The following is a 20,042-nucleotide window of genomic DNA, read 5'->3' as shown; positions in this document are numbered from 1 at the left end:
TTACTCCGCTAAAAACTCTGCAATGACGGGCGCTTTAGTTTGAATTGAGAAGATGCCGTCAAGATGACCCCAAATACCTTGGATTTCCTCGATTTTTACGTTCTTTCCTTGCTCTTTAAGTAGCTTTGCAAACTCGTGAACTGGACCAGGACGAAGCAGTAAATCATTACTTGCTGGCATCAATAGAATGTCCGCTTTAATTTTTTGTGCCGCATCGGCTAAATCTTCTTGCATGCCTGCGCTGTATAGCTGAGATGCACGCACAAGATATAAGATGTGGTTAGCGTCTTGTGTTTGTGCACGAGCTAGCGCGCGCTGCTTAAGCACTTGGTTAATTGCAGGAAGCGTACGAATGTCTTTCTTCGCGCCTTCATCCTGTACTTTGAAGTCCGGGAAACTGGCCTTGTAGATTTCAGGGTGCATCGCGTCTTGGGTGATGTTCAACATGGTAGCAGTCACACCTGCTAGTGGGCGCTCACCTTCGTAGTAGTTACCATTGTTCCAGTTTGCGTCTAAACGAATCGGCATCGCCCATTTTTCTAGTGCTGGCACTGTCCACGCATCCATTTTCGCTGCGCCAATTACATGCACTAAGCGCTCAACCATATCTGGGTAACGCACTGACCACTCCAATGCTTGGAATGAGCCCATTGACGCACCAATCACCGCATGCAGCTTGTCGATACCAAGGCTATCAAGTAAACGTTTTTGCACTTCAACGAAGTCGCCAATGGTCACTACAGGAAAGTCCAATCCGTATGGCTTGCCCGTTTTAGGGTTAATAGATGCAGGACCTGTGGTGATCACGTTTTTGTCATGCCAGTTAGCGTTCACTAAGGTGTCTGAACTGATCACATAATACTTATTGGTATCAATGGCTTTGCCCGGGCCAATGATTGCATCCCAGTAACCAGGCTGGGCATCATCCGCGCTGTACTTACCTGCTGCGTGCGACGTGCCTGAGAAGAAATGCGTAATTAAAATCACGTTGTCTTTGGCGTCGTTAAGTTTGCCATAGCTCTCCCACCCCACTTGCACTTGGGGCAAGGTCACACCGGATTCTGTGGTGTAGTTTTCAAAAGCAAAACGTTGTTTTTCCACCAGCATGGGCTCGCTTTGAGCACACGCCCACTGGCTAACAACAATTAAGACAACACTAAAAACTCGTAACATAGACATGTTGTTCATTCCTTAAAATAAGATAAATAGGGCTAGCGCTAGCGCCACACCAATAAGCGGCACGACAGCGGTTAATGCAGCCATTGACCAATAAGCACGCTGGTGTGTTTCTTTACAGATTGCACGAATCGTGGTGACCACGTAACCGTTATGCGGCAAGGTGTCTAATGCGCCGGAGCTGATTGCCACTACACGGTGTAATTGTTCTGGATTCACACCCGCATCAAGGTAGTGTGGTGCAACCAATGGCAGGGCAATTGCTTGGCCGCCTGAAGCCGAACCAGTTAAACCGGCTATCACACTTACTGCAACCGCAGCACCGAGTAATTCGTTGCCCGGCATATTAGTCATCACTTGCACAGCCACTTGGAATGCTTCGGTATTCTTGGCGACCGCACCAAAGCCGACCACCGCACTGGTATTACCGATAGCCACCAACGCGCCAGTTGTGCCTTCGTTAATAGCGCCAGCTAGATTATGGAAATGCTTGAAGTTGATGACCAATAGCGTAAGAACGCCACCTAATAGCGCCACAATCAACGCACTTTGCTGAAATACATCATGCAAAGTGAAAGATAAAAGCAGTACCACCAACAATGGAATAACACCGGTAATTGGGTGCGGGTAATCACGCTCTGGAATTTCTGGGTCGTCTTCACGTGCTTCGAAACACTCGCCGTTAGCAACCGCTTTGGTGATCATCTTCTTCAGCCACCAGTAACCTGCAATCGCCATAAACACTGCAACAAACAAACTCACTTCCCACGCTGCGTAAGGTGAAGTGCCTAAGTATTTAATCGGGATCCAGTTTTGAATTTCTGGTGAACCTGCAGAGGTCATGGTGAAGGTTACAGAGCCAAAGGCCAGCGTTGCAGGAATAAAGCGACGCGGTAAGTTGGCATCTTTAAACAAGCTCAGCGCCATGGGATATACAGAAAACGCGACGATAAACACGCTTACACCGCCGTAGGTCAGCACCGCACACGCAATCACCACCGCCAGAACCGCGTGTTTCATGCCCAGCTTGTTAACGATGGTACGCGCCACACTGTCTGCTGCACCACTGTCTTCCATGAATTTTCCGAACAAGGAACCGAGTAAGAACATGAAGAACCACGCGCTGAGGAAGCCGGCAAAGCCATTCATGTAGGTACTTACAAAGTCTAGTGTCACTCCTTCCCCCGGAAACAATGCCATATTGCCACTGAGCGCAACTAGCAACGCACACGCGGGAGCGGCGATAAATAAATTAACACCGCGCAGAGTGAGGATAATGAGTAGTACTAGGCCGCCAACGAGGCCAAACATACTGAGCATAGAGTGCTCCTTGAATTATTATTTTTTTAGTTAACAGGGCTAGCATAGCAGCTGTTTCTGTTAACAACACATGCAACCAGTCTGGCTGTGGTTGGCGTTAAAATACATAGTACTAAGGTTATAGAACCGCGCAAAACCCCGTATTTAAAGGCTTTCAGAGGCGATAGTACTAAGGTACTAACCCCCTCACTGTGTTTTTGCCCTAAAGTCACAATTAATTAATGTTTTTAAAACAAACCCATACCGTGACACCCTATCGAGACAATCTCTGTGATAGCGTACTCGGATAATGAAAATAACAGGGGATACAGGATGAACACACTAACCTTACGCCGCTCTAGTCTAGCCTTAGCGATTGGTGCGGCACTCACAAGTGCACTTGCAAGCTCAACAGCATTCGCTGAAGAGGCGGTAAAAAAAGCAGAACTAGAGCGTATTGAAGTCACCGCTCGTAAAACCGTAGAAAATTTGCAAGAAGTACCGGTTGCCGTTACCTCAATTGGTGAAGCGCAACTACAAGAAAACGGCATCTCAGTAATGACTGAAGTGCAACAATTTTCACCTAACACTACGCTACAAGCGAGCCGCGGTACCAACTCAACAATCACGGCGTTTATCCGTGGTGTAGGCCAGCAAGACCCGCTATGGGGTTATGAGCCAGGTGTCGGTATCTACATTGATGATGTATACGTAGCGCGCCCTCAAGGTGCGGTGCTTGACCTTCTTGATGTACAACAAATTGAAGTACTTCGTGGCCCACAAGGTACGCTTTACGGTAAAAACACTATCGGTGGTGCGATTAAATACGTTACTAAAGAAATGACGGGTGACACCACCTTCAATGTCGAAGGTACCGTAGGCAGCTATAACCAACGTGATTTAAAAATCACAGGTCAAATCCCACTGATTGATGAACAACTTTACGTGGGTTACGGCTTCGCGACGCTTAACCGTGATGGTTTTGGTGATTTCATTACGTCTGATTTAGACAACCAAGACCGCGAAAACTACAACAAAGAGCTTACAGCTGCACGCGTTACCCTTGAGTACCGCCCAACAGACAACCTGTTTTTCCGCCTAGGTTGGGATAAAACAGATGATGACTCAAACTCAAAAGGCGGTTATCGCTTACTACCGAGTGAATTGACTGACGCCCCCGTGCCAGACAGCGTCTATGACTCATACACCAGTATGCCAACTTGGAACAAAGTTGAACTAGAAGGGCTTAGTTTTACTGCGCGTTGGGATGTGAGCGACAGCACATCAATTAAATACGTTGGTGCACAACGTGAGAGCTATTCACCTACGAATATAGACTTTGACAATACATCTCTGAGAATTTTCGATGTCCCCGCGATTTATGATGATGAGCAAGATACCCATGAATTACAGTTAAACCATCAAGGTGACGGATATAAAGTTGTATCAGGTCTTTACTATTACGATGGCGAATCATGTGGCGTATTCGACGCGATTTTAGAAGTGGGTGCGCAGCTTGATAAACTAGGCGTTGGCGTCCCCCTTCCTAGTTTCACCCGCGAAATCAGCGGCTGTAGCAACTCAAGCAGTAAAGCGGCATATATTCAGGGCAGCGTAGACCTCAGTGAAAAATGGTCTATGACCTTGGGGGCACGCTACACCAAAGATAAAAAAGAAGCCTATGTAAACAACACGGCCTTACTAGCTACCATCTACCCAGAATCAGGTTGGATACCAGGCTATGAACGCCCGGACTTTGAAGAGAACCGAGTACTTGATGACGAGCAGGATTGGTCACGCTTCACACCTCGCGTGGGGGTTGAATACCAACACAGCAATGACCTGATGTTCTTCGCAAGTTACGCGCAGGGCTTCAAGTCAGGTACCTTTAACCCGCGTGCCGCAACCGCAGAACCGGCCGCGAACCCTGAGATTGTTGACTCATTTGAATTGGGTATGAAGAGCGAGTGGAACGATAACCTGCGTGCCAACGTGACCTTGTTCTCACTAGATCATGACGACAGACAGTATATTTCGGTGTTACCGGGCGAAGATTCAACTGTACTCAACCAACGACTTGGTAACATAGGTAAATCATCAGCAAACGGTGTCGAGGTAGAGCTTAACTATGTGGCTACCGACGCATTGAGCTTTGATGCATCCTTAGGTTACATCGATTCAGACTTCGAAGAAGTAATCGATTATGACAGCGCCGGCGTGGCATTTGATAAGTCGGACCGATTCACCATTTCAAATACGCCAGAGCTAACCTTCAACCTAGGTGCGACTTATCGCTTATACACTGACCACGGTGATTGGGTATTCAACGGTAACTACTACTACCGTGGCGACTATGTACTGTTTGAAGAAGACAGCCTGTTAACCCAAGACAGCTATGGCCTGCTTAACTTCAGTGCTAACTGGTACAGCACAGACGGTAACTGGCGTGTGGGCGTGCATGCGAAGAACTTAACGGATGAAGAATACATGATTGGTGGCTACCAGTTCGTAACCCCTGATCCTTCAGATCCGAGCGATGTAAGTAAATACACACCGGGCCTAGGTGGTGATAATACGCTGATTGGTTACTACGGTGACCCGCGCACTATCTCACTCACGGTTGGTTACAGCTTCTAACTAGAACGGGAACAAAGGTGGCTTGGCTTCCCCCCGCCATTACGGGCCACCTTTTCTCCTCCTTTACACCGGTTTTTGTGCAACTCAACGCAGACCCTTGCCGCACAAAGCAAAATCCCCTATAACGTGGAGCTAGGAGTTTAATTAGGATGCCAAGTGTGCAAGCAATCATTGCCGACGATCACCCGCTATTCAGAAGTGCCTTAAAACAAGCAGCAGCGCAAGCGATGGCCGATGAACCCATTTTAGAGGCCAGTGATCTGGAAGAACTCTTCAGCGCACTTGAACAACACCCCGAAATTGAATTGGTCTTTCTTGATTTAACCATTCCCGGAGCAAAAGGCTTAGAGGGACTTGCGCGCCTGCGGAACCAACACCCAGACATTCTGGTGATCATGGTCTCTGCCAATGAGCACCCCAGCATTATTGAACAGTCGATGGCACTCGGTGCCAGTGCCTATATTCCAAAATCGTCTTCTTTGGATGTGATCAGTGAAGCGATTGCCCAAGTCATTGAAGGTGAAAACTGGTTGCCACCACAAACCGACATCTGCACTGACGATGACAGTGAACAAGCACAGTTTGCCCGCAACCTAGAAAAACTCACACCACAGCAATATCGCGTTTTGAGTATGATTGCCGATGGCATGCTCAATAAACAAATTGCCTATGCTATGTCGATTCAAGAAACCACCATTAAACAGCATGTATCAGCAATTTTGAAAAAGCTTAACGTGTATAACCGCACTCAAGCGGGCATTTTATTTAACCAGATGGCCACCGTTGCTGAAAGCGAACAAAGCTAACTTCTTCATATAAGTAATACTGTTAACTGCATTTTCACCCCCTGTTTGCAGGCGCACACGCGTGCCTTAATTTCGCTCATCAAAAAAAGCCAAAATGACTCATGACCTTTACCGTTCATTATAATATAATAGGAATCATTCTCGTTATCAGTTAACTTTCACTGCGATTGTCATCATCGACAGCGCAACCGGAGATAAACGTCGTTATGGGCAAAAAGAAATTAACGAACCGTTTTTGGTTTCAACTGCACGGCTGGTTTTCTCTGCCTGTCTGGGTATTGTTTTGTTTTATCTGTATCACGGGCACGCTGGCTGTACTGAGTCATGAACTGACTTGGCTCACCAATGAACACGCACGCGCAGTTAACCCTAATAACGTGCCGCAAAAAAGCATAGACGAATTAGTGGCCCGCTTTGAAACTCACTATCCTAGCGCCCACGTTACCTCGATAATTAGCCGCGAACCTTACCTCGTGAAAGTGATTAATTTCACCGATACCGACAAGCCTATTGCACAAGCCTACGTGAACCAATACACAGGCGAAATACAGCAAATCGTTACAGACATGACTTTTATCGATTTTATGCGCGCACTGCATGGCTGGTTACTTTTCCCATGGCAACAGGGTTACAGCATTGGCTATTACTTGGTAAGCCTGATGTCGATTTTAGTATTGGGTGCCTTGGTGACTGGCTTGATGGTGTATAAGAAGTTTTGGCAATCTTTCACTCGCCCTAAATTACGCACTGGCCAAGGTAGCCGAACCACCTTGAGTGACTTGCACAAACTCGGCGGCGTTTGGTCTATCTGGTTTTTAGCGGTGATGGGCATTACCGGCGTGTGGTATTTAACTCAGGCCATTTTGTGGCACACAGAAACCGAATTTGAACCACATCCAGAGCCCATCGCAATTGCTGATGTGCCCCTGAATAATACTGAATCAGTGCGCCATTATGTGGACTTAAAGCAGGCGTTAGCAGTGGCCAAACTCACTTACCCAGAGTTCGAACCCAGCTTTATTGCGATGCCTGAACATCATCGTGACACATACAAATTAGCGGGCAGTGGTGGTGAGGTATTCTATGACCAGTACAGCTACATGGTTGCCGTTAACCCATGGAATGCTGACGTTGAGGATTCGTTTTCACCACAAAGCATGGGCACGTTACAAACATTTATGCACATTGCTGACCCGTTACACTTTGGCACCTTAGGTGGTATTTGGACCAAAATTATTTGGTTTATCTTTGGTCTAATTCTCAGCGGTATGTCTATCACCGGCTTCTATATGTGGTATTTGCGCGTAATTAAAAAACCTACGCGCAACAAAGCAATAAGCACCACCGAAACCACTTTACAGGAGACTTTGTCATGAGTCGTAAAAAAGTCACTGTCGTTAAAAAATACAAGTATGTGATTAACGCCTTAGTACTGATTTTACCTATGATTTATTTGTATCAATCATTGAATCCGGTGTTCCCACCTGTACTTGAAACCAAGACTTTAGGTGAGTACAGCATCACGCCAATGCCTTACACGGAAACTGCGCCTTACCAACACGACGGCGTGTATGTAAAAGACTTCTTATTGATGTTTGAAAAAGGCGATGTTGCCAATATTCGCCAAGCGTATCTGAATATCGCAGCGCAACCTCTGCCACTGAACAAGCTAGAACATGAAGAAATGGGAATTCTTCATGGCACGCCTCATGGCCAGCATGTGCATGCGCTGACGAGTGAATCTTTGCGCGCCAGCGACAAAATTTGGCTTACGCTGCAGCAACGGGATGGCAGTGTCGAAACCATCAGCTGGGATATACCTGAAAACCTACTGCCTTAACTTTTATAATCCTCATTAAACGGAGCTTACACAGTTAAGCTCCTCTTCTGCTCTCAATCACTAGTGACAAAAGACGCTTGTCTACATCGTAAACAATACGTTAATCTGAGCTGTACTAAAAACATACACAACACTCAATAAACGGAATTAGATCATGACGTTATGGATAAAACTTTGCTTCCCGCTCGCCCTGGTGTGCCTAAGCGGCTGCGCATCGTATGTTGCTGATGAAATTACTCGCCCAAAGGAAATGTCTTCAATAGCAATGTTTTCTGACATCGCCAACATCACAGCGCTGTGTGGTGAAACTGGCGAATGTATCAACGCTGTTGAGTTGGCTCACCCAATAGATACATCCGTATTTTCATTGTCTTTAAACGGTAAAGTGAACAACAACCATAGTATTTGGCGATACAAATTCCGAAATTCTGAAGATTATTATGCTAAAAATGCCGATAACAATCTTATTGTGTTGTTCCCTGGTTACGGGCAAAGTGTAAACACACTATTTGTAATGCAAAAATGGCTCCACGTCACAACGGGCGCCAAAGTGTTTGTTGTCCAAAGTGCAAATAGAGCGGAGCACTTTCAATTTGGGCTCGATAGTGTCTCTCCCATCGTTTCCCTGATTAACCGTGAACAGCCAAAGAATGTAAAACTGATCGGCTTTTCAATGGGGGCCGTGGCTGCACATGCCGTTGCACAGCAAGTAGAGAATGCCGAGCTGCACCTTGTGGCCCCAATGACTAACTTTGAGCAATCGACTTTGGGGGTGTGGGACGTTTGGACAAGAGACTCGTTATACAAATTCTTTGTTTCACACGAGACGTTAAAAGACGCTGTTAGGCTCGTGCATGAAAGAGCACAGTTCTCAGCACAAGACATTGATATCACACGCGCTGCACCGAGCTCATCAACGCCTGCTCATATTTATATTTCATCCAGCGATTCAGTCACGCCCGCACAAAATTGGCAGGGCATTGAATCCAACGCTTGGCTGTTTCACGAATATACAGGGTTGAATCACCTTGAGATGGTCACCCTGTTACAAAAAGATTTGTTTTTGGCTTTCGCTGCAAACCTACTAGGTAAAGAAGCGGATGCCGCTGACATCGCTACCTTTGGCCTCATGTGTGACGCAAATGATGAAGCCTGTATGAGCCAAGAGTTATAACCCTTGGCTCACTTTTATTACCGTTATTTTGGTTTTAAGCGCTTGAGCATACGCTTGAGCGCTGGCGTTTTAAGAGGCTTATAAAGCAGTGGATAGCCACAATCACTCACACGCTCACGAATGGCCTCATCGTGATTGGCGGTATTGATCATAATCGCCATATCCCCGATTCCCAGCGCTTCGATAACCTCCAGACCTGTTACGCCATCATCGAGCTGATAGTCTGCAATCAGAATATCAGCCAAGCCCTTTGCTTTGAGCTCCCGCAATTCGCTTTCATTGCGGGCAATGTCAATTTGGCAGCCCCAATTCTTAAGCACCTGCGACAGCGCTGAAAGAACATTTTCATCGTTATCCAATAACCAAATATGAATACCCGCCAGCTGATTATCCGCGTTACGCTGCTCGATTGGCGCAACCACATCAGCGACCGTTTGCTCAAAATATGGCAGTGTGAGGGTAAATTGTGTGCCTTTACCCAGTTGCGACCCCAAGGTCATGGTGATGTCGAGTACATTACAAATACGCTGACTAATGGCTAATCCCAATCCGAGCCCCTGCGCCTGCTCTTTGCCGTGCAACTGCTTAAACTCTTCAAATATCAGCTCTTGATCTTGCTTAGCAATTCCTGCTCCAGTGTCTTCAACCATAATAGACAGTTGATTGTCATGGCACTCACACAGCACGCGAATTTCACCCTGTTCAGTGTAGCGAATAGCATTGCTCAGCAAGTTGCTCAAAACACGTTTGAGCAGGGCTTTGTCTGTTTTGAGCATCACTTCACAGCCTTGCATCTTAAAAGCGAGGCCTTTTTCTTGCGCAAGGGCGCCATATTCGCTGGCTAATGGTTCTAACAAGCTCGCGAGTGCAAAGTCGCTGCAATTAACTTTGAATGAACCTGATTCCAGCTTCGTCAGCTGCAAAATACTGGAGAGCAAGTCTTCTGCACTGGCCAGTGAATTGCGAATGTTATTCGCTAACTCGGCTAACTCAGTGCCTTGTGCCTTTTCACTCATCAATGAGCAAAATAGACTCGCCGCATTGAATGGCTGCAGTAGGTCGTGGCTGGCGGCAGCGAAAAAGCGTGTTTTACTTTCTGTCGCGAATTCTGCTTGGCGTTTAGCAGCAGCAAGAGCATGGTTGGTGGTAACCAGCTCTGAGGTGCGCGCCGCAATTTTCTCTTCAAGGTTCATATTGGCTTGTTCGAGTTCGCGTTGCTGGCGTACAAAGTCGGTGATATCCGTATAAGTCGTTACGAAACCGCCGCCAGGGAGCGGATTGCCTTGCATTTCAAACACCCGTCCATCGTTGTGCTCACGGCGATATTTATACGCCGTTCCGCGGCGCAAGTGTTCAATACGCTTGTTCACTTCCACATCGATATCTTGGTGCTCGAACAAACCTCGCTGCGCGTTCAAACGAATTAATTCTGCCACGGGCCGGCCCACTGCAAGCACATCTTGCGGGTAGCCAAACATCTCTTGATAACCTTGGTTCCATGCCACCAATTTGAGGTCGCTGTCCACTACACTGATGCCTTGCTCGATGTTTTCAATAGTCGCTTGCAACAAGTCGCGGTTAAAGCGCAGAACTTGCGAGGCTTCATCGACAAACTCAGCGACTTGCTCGAACGGTTGGCGCTTTTCATCTTTGGCAACATCGAGAATCAAACGTGCGGATGCACCGCCAATGAGTGCTGACATTTCGCGTTCAACGCGCTCTTCGACACTCACCGGCGCTTGCTCTTTCCAGCGGTTTCGAGCAACGGGAAAGTACTTCTCCACCAGTTCAGTCGCGCGCTCTGGCTCACTAAATCGTTGTAGCAGTAGCGCAAGATCTTGATAACTCAGTGCAATGTTAGTGTCGCGCTCCACCACATTGCGCAAAATAAACTTGTTGCTTTGTAAACGCTCAGCCAACTGCGCCGAACTAAAAAATGGCACGGCTAAATAAACTAGGGTGTTCATGCCTAACGACAACAGTACCGCTTGTGTGAGTGGATCTAACCCCAAAGAAAACAAGTCTGTAGGCGCTAACCAAGCAATATCCCAAGGCCCCTGATTAAGCCATATTGCATCACCTCCCAATAAGGTCGGTAACAGCAGGGTGTAGAACCAAAGCGCTGAGCCACTGAGAATGCCCAATTGTGCTCCACGGCATGACGCTTTTGACCACCACAAACCAATGATCATCGCTGGTGCAAATTGCGCAACCAGCGTAAAAGACATCAATCCCATATTGGCGAGCGTATTGCCCTCTGCAAGAATGCGGTGACTGGCATAACTCAGCAGCAAGATAGCGACGATTACGGCACGACGCGCCTGCAGTAACTTGAATTTAGACAAACCGCGGTGCGACGAGCTTAGCTGCGAGCGGCGCAACAAAAACTGGTTAATAAAGTCATTAGTGATCATGATCGACAACACTATAGTCGATACAATCACCATACTGGTAGCTGCTGAAAAGCCCCCAAGGAACGCCAATAGCGACATAGCCGGCGCATCAGCGGCTATGGGTAACGCCAATACAAAGGTGTCGTAACCCACATCCTGACCTTGGAAATACACCAGGCCCGCATAAGCAATTGGCAGGATGAATAAGTTAATAAGAATTAAATAGAGCGGAAACAACCAACGTGCAGTTGCCAGTTGTTTCTCGTTGTCGTGCTCAATAAACGCTGTGTGGAATTGCCGTGGTAAACATAGGGTCGCCAACAAGCCTAACAACACATGCACCCAGTACACATAAGTTGGGCTTGCAGTGGCCTGCACTTGCGCTGCGATTTCAGGTTGTTGCGCCGCTAAAAAGATTTCTTTGGGAGAGTCGAAGACACCAAAACAAATAAACAAACCAACGGCAATAAACGCCAGCAGTTTGACCACAGATTCAAACGCGATGGAGGTCATCAAACCCGGGTTGTGCTCACTGGGACGAACCCTGCGTGCACCGAATAAAATGGCGAATAATGCTAACGTGAGAGTGATGTAAAAGGTGCTGTCTTGCCAAAAATAATCACTTTGTCCTCGCTGCATATCGGTCAACATCGTGATACTGGCACTCGTCGCATTTAGCTGCAGCGCAATATATGGAACAATTGCAATTACCGAAATAAATGACACCAACCCGGATAAGCGTGAAGACTGCCCATATCGAGTAGCAAGAAAGTCCGCGAGTGAGGTTAATTGTTGCTGTCGACAGACTTGCGCGATCCGCGTGTAAATTTGCCAACCAAAGATAAACAATAAGATGGTGCCCGCATAGGTCGGTGCCAACCACCACCCGTTATTCGCGGCCTGAGCAGTGGTACCGTAAAATGCCCACGACGTGCAATACACCCCCAAGGACAAACCATATACCCAACCACTTGAGCGATTTTTACTGAATTTATCGGCATACCATGCGACTGCAAACAAGACCCCAAGATAAGCCAAGGCGATTAGACTTATCACTCCAATTGAGAACATAAGCACACGATTTATTGTTATTTTCCTGTTAGCATAACGTGTGGTGAATACAAATACACCACTGACTTTAGTGTTACCCCGCACGGGTACTCCGTCACACGGATGTTAAAGAGCAATAAAAATGATAAAAAAAACACTCTTATGCTTCGCAGCATTGTTTGCGTTTATATGTCACGCTGCGGTTGCGAGCTATCAAATTGTGCCCACGCCTGCTTGGGTTAAACCTGTTGAACTTGCTCCACTTGATCAAGAATCAGTGCCTTTGGAGCAACTATCTGAAGGAACCTACTACCGTCTTTTGGAAGACCAGTTCAAGGTTGATGACAAAGAAAAGACGGCACATTTTATTCGCTATGTGATGTTGGCCACTAACCAAACCGGTGTTGAAGGCATGTCGCAATTAAACTTGAGCTTCGACCCAAGCTACCAGCATATTCAACTGCATCACTTACGTATTATTCGCGATGGCGAAGTCATTGATAAACTGCCGACAGCACAGATGCAGGTGATACAGCGTGAGCAAGAAGCCGAGCAACTTATTTATGACGGCAGTCAAACGCTTAATATTATCTTGGACGATATTCGCCCCGGTGATTCCCTTGATTATGCCTTTACTCGCGTAGGCAGAAACCCAATCTACCAAGGCATTTTTGGCTATAGTGCGGAATTTGATTGGAGCGTTCCAGTTGGCGAGCAGACTCTGCGCGTACTGTGGAATAAAGAGACACCTTTATATATTAACCAACTTAACGGTGAGTTGCCGGTTGAAACTAAGCAAACCGATGCCGGTACTGAATATACTTTTTATGCTCGTGAATTACCGACCAAGCGCTACGACTCGCAAACGCCGTCTTGGTATGACCCTTATCACTTTGTATTTTTGAGCCAAGTTAACTCGTGGCAACAAGTGGTTGAGTGGGCATTGCCGATGTATGAAAAAGCCCTGTCAAAAAGCGATGATATCCGCGCTATTGCCGAACAAATAAAACGTGATAACGGCACCCTTGAACAACAAATTGGCGCCGCTCTCAAATATACCCAAGATGAAATTCGCTACCTTGGTCTAGAAATGGGCAGCAACTCGCATCAGCCTACGTCAGCGGATGAAACCTTACGTTTACGCTATGGCGACTGCAAAGACAAAACAGTGTTGTTAATGAGTATATTGGAGGCTTTAGGGGTGGAGTCTCACCCAGCTCTGGTCAATACCGACGTCAATAAACGCTTACTTAATTTAGCTCCCGCCACAAATCGCTTTGATCACGTTTTAGTGACGCTTGAGCACCAAGGTGAGCGCTACTGGTTGGACCCAACCAACAGCTATCAAACCGGTTCTCTTAGTAACCTAAGTGAGCCAGATTTTGGCTACGCCCTGGTAGTTAAAGACGGTGAAACTGACCTTACTAGCATGTTCAAAGAAGAGCCTGTTATTCATCGCTCTATCGTTGAACGATATACCCTGCCGGTTGGCGAACAAACCCAAGCGAGTTTTAGTGTGCAATCAACATTTGCAGACTCAGACGCAATAGACAAACGAACAGAGCTTGCCAACAGAGGTCTGCAACAAGCCCAAGAACAGTACACGCAATATTACCAAGATTACTTTGCAGGTGTCGCACACACGCAACTTCCTACCGTAGAAGAAGTGCCTGAAAAGGGTCAAATAGTTATCAATGAATTCTACACAATCGATGACTTTTGGACGCTAAAAGATGGGCGCTCCTACGCCTATTTCTACGCCGATGATATTCGCGATGCGGCATATGAGCCTGACGTTAAAAATCGTGTGAGTCCTTTGTATCTGCGCTACCCATATAATGTTGATTATGTAGTGGAAGTTGAGCTCAACGAACGAAATTGGAATTTTAACAACAGCACAAACCGGATAGACAACGACTTTTTCACACTCGACTCGTCAGTACATTTCGAGGGTAAACAGCTCACTCTGACTTACCAATATCGCGGTAAAACAGATCACGTGCCAACCGATCGCATCGCACAGTATCTAGAGGCACGCAAAGCGCTTCAGGACGCAACCGACTATGGTATTCGCCAAGGAAGCGCCCCCACCCAAGAAGAGCTCGATGAAGATGTCATTGTGGGCTATGCCGTGATTGCATACTTTGTTATCGCACTGTGCGTACTCACTGCCTTTATTACTTTATGGCGCGTTGAGTCGGGCAAGCGTCCTACCTTTGCCGAGCAACGCTATTTTCCTGTTTCAGCCGCTAAGTTTTACCTGTATTCAGTGTTGAGCTTTAACGTATTTCCGTTTTATTGGTGTTATCGAAACTGGCGCTGGATCAAAGAGCGCCAAGATGAGTCCATGATGCCTATCGCACGTGGGATCTTTGGCTGGTTGTGGTTCTACCCTCTATTTAGTCGTTTCTATGACGACAGCGAGGAGCTAGGCACTAGAAAACATCTACCTGCAAAGTGGGTAGCCGCTATCTTGGCAATCTTGGTAATTGCGGCTCAACTTTCAGAGCAAATCGGTGTCAATTTTGCTATCTCACTGTTATTGCTGCCTCTGCCTTGGCTACCTTTAGTTAACTACACCGCTTATTTGAATCGCCGCACTGACGCTATTCAATACCATAGTTACTGGCGCCCGCGCCAAATCATGCTTGTGATTGTCTTTTTACCTTTGTTATTGTTTTCTTCTGCACAAGAGCTGGGACTTACCCCTCATGAGGCGGTCATTTCTGGTGACAAGGTATGGCAACATGATAAACGCTTCATGATCCGCAAAGGCTTGTTAAATCAAAACGAGAAAATTATCTATTTCTATTCCGACGCCACGTGGAATATCAGAGAAGATGGCAATGGTATTACCGAAAACGGCGTATTCAGCTACTACCGTGAAGATGGAGAACTATTTACCGAACACGCCAACTACGAAGATATAAGCGACATAAAACCCACATTCGACAGCAGTGAATCGGGTTACACCTTGGTCGATATAGAGCGCACCGATGGCACGACCTTCAGGTTAATCCTATCGGCAGTAGAGGAAGGCGATCATACTTTCGTACAAGAAATGAAGCGCCGCTGGCGAGAGCAGCGTTAACAAACTGGTTTCAGGTGCGGTTAGCCTTGTGCGCCGTACCTGATAATTGCTCGGGGTACTTCGCCATAGTTGGGGGAAACATTTGCTGCACCTTAAGCAAAGTTTCCTCTATATCTTCAACAGGAATCGCTGGCATTACAATGAACTGTTTTGTGCTGTAGTCCAATGCCATAGGCACAACTGGCACATTAGCCGCCTTGGCAATGTGTAAAAAGCCACTTTTCCATTGTGGCGTGTATTTGCGTGTGCCTTCAGGAGCTAAGCCAAGGATAAGGCTATCTGAGTTATCAAATAGCTCTTTTACCTGCCCAACCACACCATGCGATGAGCGCCTATCCACGGGTATGCCACCCCACTTACGCAGTAAAATACTCAGAGGCCAAATGAAGATACTGTGCTTACCGAGATAACGAATGCGTACTTGCAGGTGCATTTTCACCGCGATGGCGATAATAAAATCCCAATTAGACGTGTGTGGCGCAACAGCTGCAACGAACTTTCCCTGCTCAGGGAAGTCACCTACCACTTGCCAGCCTAACCAATTTAACACCTTCGTGCCCAGCCATTGGCCGAATCGACTGTGAGTACGAGGGATGTGTTCTGGGATTATCAGCTTAGCCATAAATTAACAGGGGCATAGTGGGTAATCTTGTTAGATTGGCGCTAAGTACCTGTTTAGTCAAATATATAATGCGTATGACTGGTTAGTTAGTTCGATGAGCTCAGCTAAATAACAACGCTATGAGCAAATGTGAATGTCCACCTAAAACTGGAGATACTTCAAATTGTTGCGACATTCACAATTACATGGAGACATTAGAACTTGCTACAACGCCAGCAATGAAGTAATCACTATCGGTTGTGTCGTGTAAAATTAATGAAAACATATAATTTAGACGACGGAATCAATTTCAAGCCGACATTCACATTTACTCACCACTAGGTAAAAATTTGCTTTAACCATACCTAAGTAAATATACTTTTTATAAATCAGCTTTTTAGTCACTTGATGATAGTGTGGAGACTCCAATAGCTCCACATTTAACAGTGTCACCTTAAATAGATAAAATCCTCAATTTTGAGCGACAGAGCCATTTTCTAGCAGACATTCAAATTTGCTCGTATAAGGCGACATTCACTGACAGGGCACGTTGAAATCGATGTGATAATGTTCGTCATGGCGCACCCAAGCACGCTTAGCTGAGAACTGAATGTTAGTTTTGAGATACTCGCCATATTTGGTTTTTAGTAGAGAAGGCTGTAATTTAGGATCGAATATCACACGCCAAATCCTCACTCCTGAGATTTCCGCTGCTTTATCGAGTTCAACAATATGTGCAGCCATCGCATCATAGTCGATGCGGTAGTTCTCAAACTTACCGTTTTCATCAAACTCGATATTGTAACCAAACTTATTTAAAGGGCTTGTGGGCAAATGCACCGATTTACCATCGGCATCGACGACAGGCACCATAAAATCGACGGACAAGCCATTTCGATGTGTTTTATGGGGCTTAAATTCACCACCGTCTTCAAAGCCCGTTTCAGCGTACTTAAAGACTTTTTCTGGCTGTGAAATCTCAAGGGCTGAGTAAGCGCCTACTACGATTTGATGCACAGTTGAGTGCACGTAGGTCCTGCCAGCCAGCCGCGCAATATTGCTGTACCCTACAAAATTAGCGCCACTACTTGGCAATTGCACACCATTGTCTAAACGACCATTTGCAGTTGTGCCGTAGCATATGCTGCTAGAGGCGAGAGAAATTGAGGGTAAAAATACCAAGAGTGCGAGGATAAACTTCATATATTTAAGCCAGTTAATGGTAATTGTAATTAACCATGGCACAGGAATTTTGTATCAATGATGAACATTGAAAATCCGCTTAGACATTACTTTGCCAGAACCTCGCTCTCAGTAGCGTAGAAAATTGCGATATTCTCTTTGTCGCTACGCAGTTCTCCGCGCATATCTTTAAGCTCGTTTGGTGCAAGCTTAACCTGGATTGTGTGGGTTTTAAGTTTGGGAGCCTTGTGGCTAGCCATCGAACTGTCTGAACGAAAGTGGATATATACTGTTACGGTGAATGTGTTGTCAGTGGTATTTTCTATCGAAAAGAGGTATTCGCATAGGCCTGCATCACAAGCAAAACTCTTTTCCCTTATTTGCACGTCTTTGGTCACGTCATTAACGTACTTACCACCGATCAGTAGAACCGCTGTAAATATCAACCCTGAAAATAGCCTGTTCATCCTTGTCCACCTAACGAATGTTCTATCACATAAAATTTCTAACTGGCCGCAAACCGCTATTCAATTCAGGAGCGATTTTTGCGCACCAAATTCGGTACCTTAGCATTGAGTATACTTATGAGCTCTTCTTCCATATATTCGTAGTCATCAGGGATCCCGAGGGAAATCACTTTCTTTTGATCTAATGCGGCACCAAATTTATTAGACAGCTTCTTCTTATGCACCTTTTCCATAACAAAGATGTAATCTGCCCATTCAATGTCTTCAAGGCTCACATACACCTCTGCGTCATTGCTGATACCCGCCGAATATACTTCCCACCCTTCAATGCCACTGAAAATCGCTTCAGCAGTTGGGCTTCTTAATTTATTTTTGCTACAGAGAAACAGGATTTTGGTCATTGTTGAGTTATCTTGTTGAATCGGGGTTTATCTTAGCATGGGTGGATAATGTTGAGATCCTGTCGGGTTGAAACCTGACCTACAGGTATCGATTTCCCCGTTTAAATTCGCGCTGGAGAAATCGGATTTTGCTGCGGCGCGTGGTTAAGACAGCGAGGCACGACGCCGAGCGAGATTTATCGGCACAGGGAAGTGCCGTTAAATCGTGTCGCTGCCTAAGCGGAGCGTTTAGCAAAAACCTGAGTTCGGAAGCATTGGCGAATTACGGGTTCGCGGAGTTTCCAAAGAGCTCACAACAAAATAAAAGTGTCTCAGAACACCGATGTATCAGCCCAATTCCCCGTGCATTTGCGCTGAGCATGTTGGTGCTGATAGCACAACGAGGCATGGATGCCGAGTTAAGCGAATCGAGACAGGATGTCGAGTGTCGCTGGGTGCGTTAGCAGCGCCAGCACGCGCAGGCAATAGCAAATGCTTCGGGGTACGGGGGGATTCCAAAGGGGGAATCGTATCATCCTCCCTTTGGTTGCCGTCGCCAACGCGACAAGAACTCACTGTGCAAAGCTGTGGGGAGATTTAATTGAAAAGGTTAGTAGCGTCGCTTAAAAGGCTGTGTGGGGAGATACAGGGGTTGTCAGGCTGAAACCTGACCTACAATTAACGGCCGTGAAGGCGCCCGTACTCAACAAATAGGCACAAAAAAGGCCGCTAAAAGCGGCCTTTTTTCTCGAGAGTAGCTATTACTCTACGATTGATGCTACAACACCAGCACCAACTGTACGGCCACCTTCACGGATTGCGAAACGTAGACCTTCGTCCATCGCGATTGGGCAGATTAGCTCTACTACCATCTTGATGTTGTCACCAGGCATTACCATTTCTACGCCTTCTGGTAACTGGATGTCACCAGTTACGTCAGTTGTACGGAAGTAGAACTGTGGACGGTAACCTTTGAAGAATGGAGTGTGACGACCACCTTCATCTTTTGATAGTACGTATACTTCTGCTTCGAACTTCGTGTGAGGAGTGATTGAACCAGGCTTCGCTAGTACTTGACCACGCTCTACTTCGTCACGCTTAGTACCACGTAGAAGCGCACCGATGTTCTCACCCGCACGACCTTCGTCTAGAAGCTTACGGAACATCTCAACACCTGTACAAGTTGTCTTCGTTGTATCTTTGATACCTACGATTTCAACTTCGTCATTCACGTTGATGATACCAGCTTCAACACGACCTGTTACTACTGTACCACGGCCTTGGATTGAGAATACGTCTTCGATAGGCATGATGAATGGCTTATCGATGTCACGCTCTGGCTCTGGGATGTATGTGTCTAGCGCGTCTGCTAGTTCAACAATCTTGTCTTCCCACTCTTTCTCGCCTTCTAGTGCTTTAAGAGCTGAACCTTGGATTAGTGGTAGGTCATCACCTGGGAAGTCGTACTCAGAAAGAAGTTCACGAACTTCCATCTCTACTAGCTCTAGTAGTTCTTCGTCGTCAACCATGTCACATTTGTTCATGAATACGATGATGTAAGGTACACCAACCTGACGTGAAAGAAGGATGTGCTCACGAGTCTGTGGCATAGGACCGTCAGTCGCAGCTACTACTAGGATCGCGCCGTCCATCTGTGCAGCACCAGTGATCATGTTTTTAACATAGTCAGCGTGTCCAGGACAGTCTACGTGTGCGTAGTGACGAGTTGGAGTGTCGTACTCAACGTGTGAAGTTGAGATTGTGATACCACGCTCGCGCTCTTCAGGAGCGTTATCGATCGATGCGAAATCTTTAGCTGTACCACCGTATACTTTTGCAAGTACGTTAGTGATCGCTGCAGTTAGAGTTGTTTTACCGTGGTCAACGTGGCCGATTGTACCTACGTTTACGTGCGGTTTTACGCGTTCAAACTTTTCTTTTGCCAT

Annotated in this window: 14 protein-coding genes; 6 read left to right on the top strand and 8 right to left on the bottom strand. The window is 46.5% G+C overall.

Annotated elements, in window-relative coordinates; translation table 11 throughout:
• Together V1358_RS10230 and V1358_RS10225 are read right to left on the bottom strand one after the other, a co-directional pair.
• The gene (locus V1358_RS10230; RefSeq protein ID WP_440589890.1) at positions 1 to 1,173 is read right to left on the bottom strand and encodes an E22 family MetX-like putative esterase; all 1,173 of its coding nucleotides are present in this window, start codon (positions 1,171 to 1,173) and stop codon (positions 1 to 3) included.
• A gap of 18 nt (positions 1,174 to 1,191) precedes the next feature.
• Positions 1,192 to 2,496, bottom strand: coding sequence for a GntP family permease (locus tag V1358_RS10225; RefSeq protein ID WP_347391371.1), 1,305 nt, complete (start codon positions 2,494 to 2,496; stop codon positions 1,192 to 1,194).
• A gap of 312 nt (positions 2,497 to 2,808) precedes the next feature.
• Between V1358_RS10225 and V1358_RS10220 the strand changes: the two genes are divergently transcribed.
• The 5 genes from V1358_RS10220 (at position 2,809) to V1358_RS10200 (ending at position 8,932) form a co-directional block, all read left to right on the top strand.
• On the top strand, positions 2,809 to 5,112 hold the full coding sequence (locus V1358_RS10220) for a TonB-dependent receptor (protein WP_347393499.1): 2,304 nt from the start codon (positions 2,809 to 2,811) through the stop codon (positions 5,110 to 5,112).
• A gap of 149 nt (positions 5,113 to 5,261) precedes the next feature.
• Positions 5,262 to 5,918, top strand: a complete 657-nt coding sequence (locus tag V1358_RS10215) for a response regulator (protein WP_347391373.1) — start codon at positions 5,262 to 5,264, stop codon at positions 5,916 to 5,918.
• Between the two features lie 206 nt (positions 5,919 to 6,124).
• Entirely contained in the window at positions 6,125 to 7,294 is a 1,170-nt protein-coding gene (locus V1358_RS10210; RefSeq protein ID WP_347393498.1) for a PepSY-associated TM helix domain-containing protein, read from the top strand.
• Positions 7,291 to 7,758 carry a PA2404 family protein gene (locus V1358_RS10205; RefSeq protein ID WP_347393497.1) on the top strand — a complete coding sequence of 156 codons (468 nt, stop codon included), beginning with the start codon at positions 7,291 to 7,293 and terminating at the stop codon, positions 7,756 to 7,758. Before V1358_RS10210 ends, V1358_RS10205 begins: the two co-directional genes overlap by 4 nt.
• Positions 7,759 to 7,912: 154 nt before the next feature.
• Positions 7,913 to 8,932 (top strand): hypothetical protein, encoded by a 1,020-nt coding sequence (locus V1358_RS10200; protein ID WP_347393496.1) that lies wholly within the window; start codon positions 7,913 to 7,915, stop codon positions 8,930 to 8,932.
• A gap of 23 nt (positions 8,933 to 8,955) precedes the next feature.
• On the opposite strand, the gene V1358_RS10195 is transcribed toward V1358_RS10200, so the two are convergent.
• Positions 8,956 to 12,396 (bottom strand): PAS domain-containing hybrid sensor histidine kinase/response regulator, encoded by a 3,441-nt coding sequence (locus tag V1358_RS10195; protein ID WP_347391377.1) that lies wholly within the window; start codon positions 12,394 to 12,396, stop codon positions 8,956 to 8,958.
• A gap of 121 nt (positions 12,397 to 12,517) precedes the next feature.
• Here V1358_RS10195 and V1358_RS10190 point away from each other — a divergent pair, with 121 nt between their 5' ends.
• Positions 12,518 to 15,466 (top strand): DUF3857 domain-containing transglutaminase family protein, encoded by a 2,949-nt coding sequence (locus V1358_RS10190; RefSeq protein ID WP_347393495.1) that lies wholly within the window; start codon positions 12,518 to 12,520, stop codon positions 15,464 to 15,466.
• Positions 15,467 to 15,476: 10 nt separating this feature from the next.
• On the opposite strand, the gene V1358_RS10185 is transcribed toward V1358_RS10190, so the two are convergent.
• The 5 genes from V1358_RS10185 to tuf form a co-directional block, all read right to left on the bottom strand.
• Positions 15,477 to 16,088 (bottom strand): 1-acyl-sn-glycerol-3-phosphate acyltransferase, encoded by a 612-nt coding sequence (locus V1358_RS10185; protein ID WP_347393494.1) that lies wholly within the window; start codon positions 16,086 to 16,088, stop codon positions 15,477 to 15,479.
• A 513-nt stretch (positions 16,089 to 16,601) separates the two neighbouring features.
• Positions 16,602 to 17,270 carry a penicillin-insensitive murein endopeptidase gene (locus tag V1358_RS10180; RefSeq protein ID WP_347393493.1) on the bottom strand — a complete coding sequence of 223 codons (669 nt, stop codon included), beginning with the start codon at positions 17,268 to 17,270 and terminating at the stop codon, positions 16,602 to 16,604.
• Positions 17,271 to 17,356: 86 nt separating this feature from the next.
• Complete coding sequence (locus V1358_RS10175) at positions 17,357 to 17,716, bottom strand: hypothetical protein (RefSeq protein ID WP_347393492.1); 360 nt, start codon at positions 17,714 to 17,716, stop codon at positions 17,357 to 17,359.
• Between the two features lie 65 nt (positions 17,717 to 17,781).
• Positions 17,782 to 18,117 (bottom strand): low molecular weight protein tyrosine phosphatase family protein, encoded by a 336-nt coding sequence (locus tag V1358_RS10170; RefSeq protein WP_347393491.1) that lies wholly within the window; start codon positions 18,115 to 18,117, stop codon positions 17,782 to 17,784.
• 740 nt (positions 18,118 to 18,857) lie between these two features.
• Positions 18,858 to 20,042, bottom strand: coding sequence for an elongation factor Tu (gene tuf / locus V1358_RS10165; RefSeq protein WP_347391331.1), 1,185 nt, complete (start codon positions 20,040 to 20,042; stop codon positions 18,858 to 18,860).

The organism is Pseudoalteromonas pernae, from assembly GCF_039831865.1.
Lineage (GTDB): Bacteria > Pseudomonadota > Gammaproteobacteria > Enterobacterales > Alteromonadaceae > Pseudoalteromonas > Pseudoalteromonas pernae.
The sequence above is the reverse complement of the archived record's forward strand: the minus strand, read 5'-3'. Positions and strand labels throughout refer to the sequence as shown.

Coding starts and splice junctions, on each gene's coding strand:
- V1358_RS10195 (WP_347391377.1), bottom strand. CDS start 12,396: ATGTTCTCAATTGGAGTGATAAGTCTAATCGCCTTGGCTTATCTTGGG.
- V1358_RS10190 (WP_347393495.1), top strand. CDS start 12,518: ATGATAAAAAAAACACTCTTATGCTTCGCAGCATTGTTTGCGTTTATA.
- V1358_RS10205 (WP_347393497.1), top strand. CDS start 7,291: ATGAGTCGTAAAAAAGTCACTGTCGTTAAAAAATACAAGTATGTGATT.
- V1358_RS10180 (WP_347393493.1), bottom strand. CDS start 17,270: ATGAAGTTTATCCTCGCACTCTTGGTATTTTTACCCTCAATTTCTCTC.
- tuf (WP_347391331.1), bottom strand. CDS start 20,042: ATGGCAAAAGAAAAGTTTGAACGCGTAAAACCGCACGTAAACGTAGGT.
- V1358_RS10215 (WP_347391373.1), top strand. CDS start 5,262: ATGCCAAGTGTGCAAGCAATCATTGCCGACGATCACCCGCTATTCAGA.
- V1358_RS10185 (WP_347393494.1), bottom strand. CDS start 16,088: ATGGCTAAGCTGATAATCCCAGAACACATCCCTCGTACTCACAGTCGA.
- V1358_RS10170 (WP_347393491.1), bottom strand. CDS start 18,117: ATGACCAAAATCCTGTTTCTCTGTAGCAAAAATAAATTAAGAAGCCCA.
- V1358_RS10225 (WP_347391371.1), bottom strand. CDS start 2,496: ATGCTCAGTATGTTTGGCCTCGTTGGCGGCCTAGTACTACTCATTATC.
- V1358_RS10230 (WP_440589890.1), bottom strand. CDS start 1,173: ATGTTACGAGTTTTTAGTGTTGTCTTAATTGTTGTTAGCCAGTGGGCG.
- V1358_RS10220 (WP_347393499.1), top strand. CDS start 2,809: ATGAACACACTAACCTTACGCCGCTCTAGTCTAGCCTTAGCGATTGGT.
- V1358_RS10200 (WP_347393496.1), top strand. CDS start 7,913: ATGACGTTATGGATAAAACTTTGCTTCCCGCTCGCCCTGGTGTGCCTA.
- V1358_RS10210 (WP_347393498.1), top strand. CDS start 6,125: ATGGGCAAAAAGAAATTAACGAACCGTTTTTGGTTTCAACTGCACGGC.
- V1358_RS10175 (WP_347393492.1), bottom strand. CDS start 17,716: ATGAACAGGCTATTTTCAGGGTTGATATTTACAGCGGTTCTACTGATC.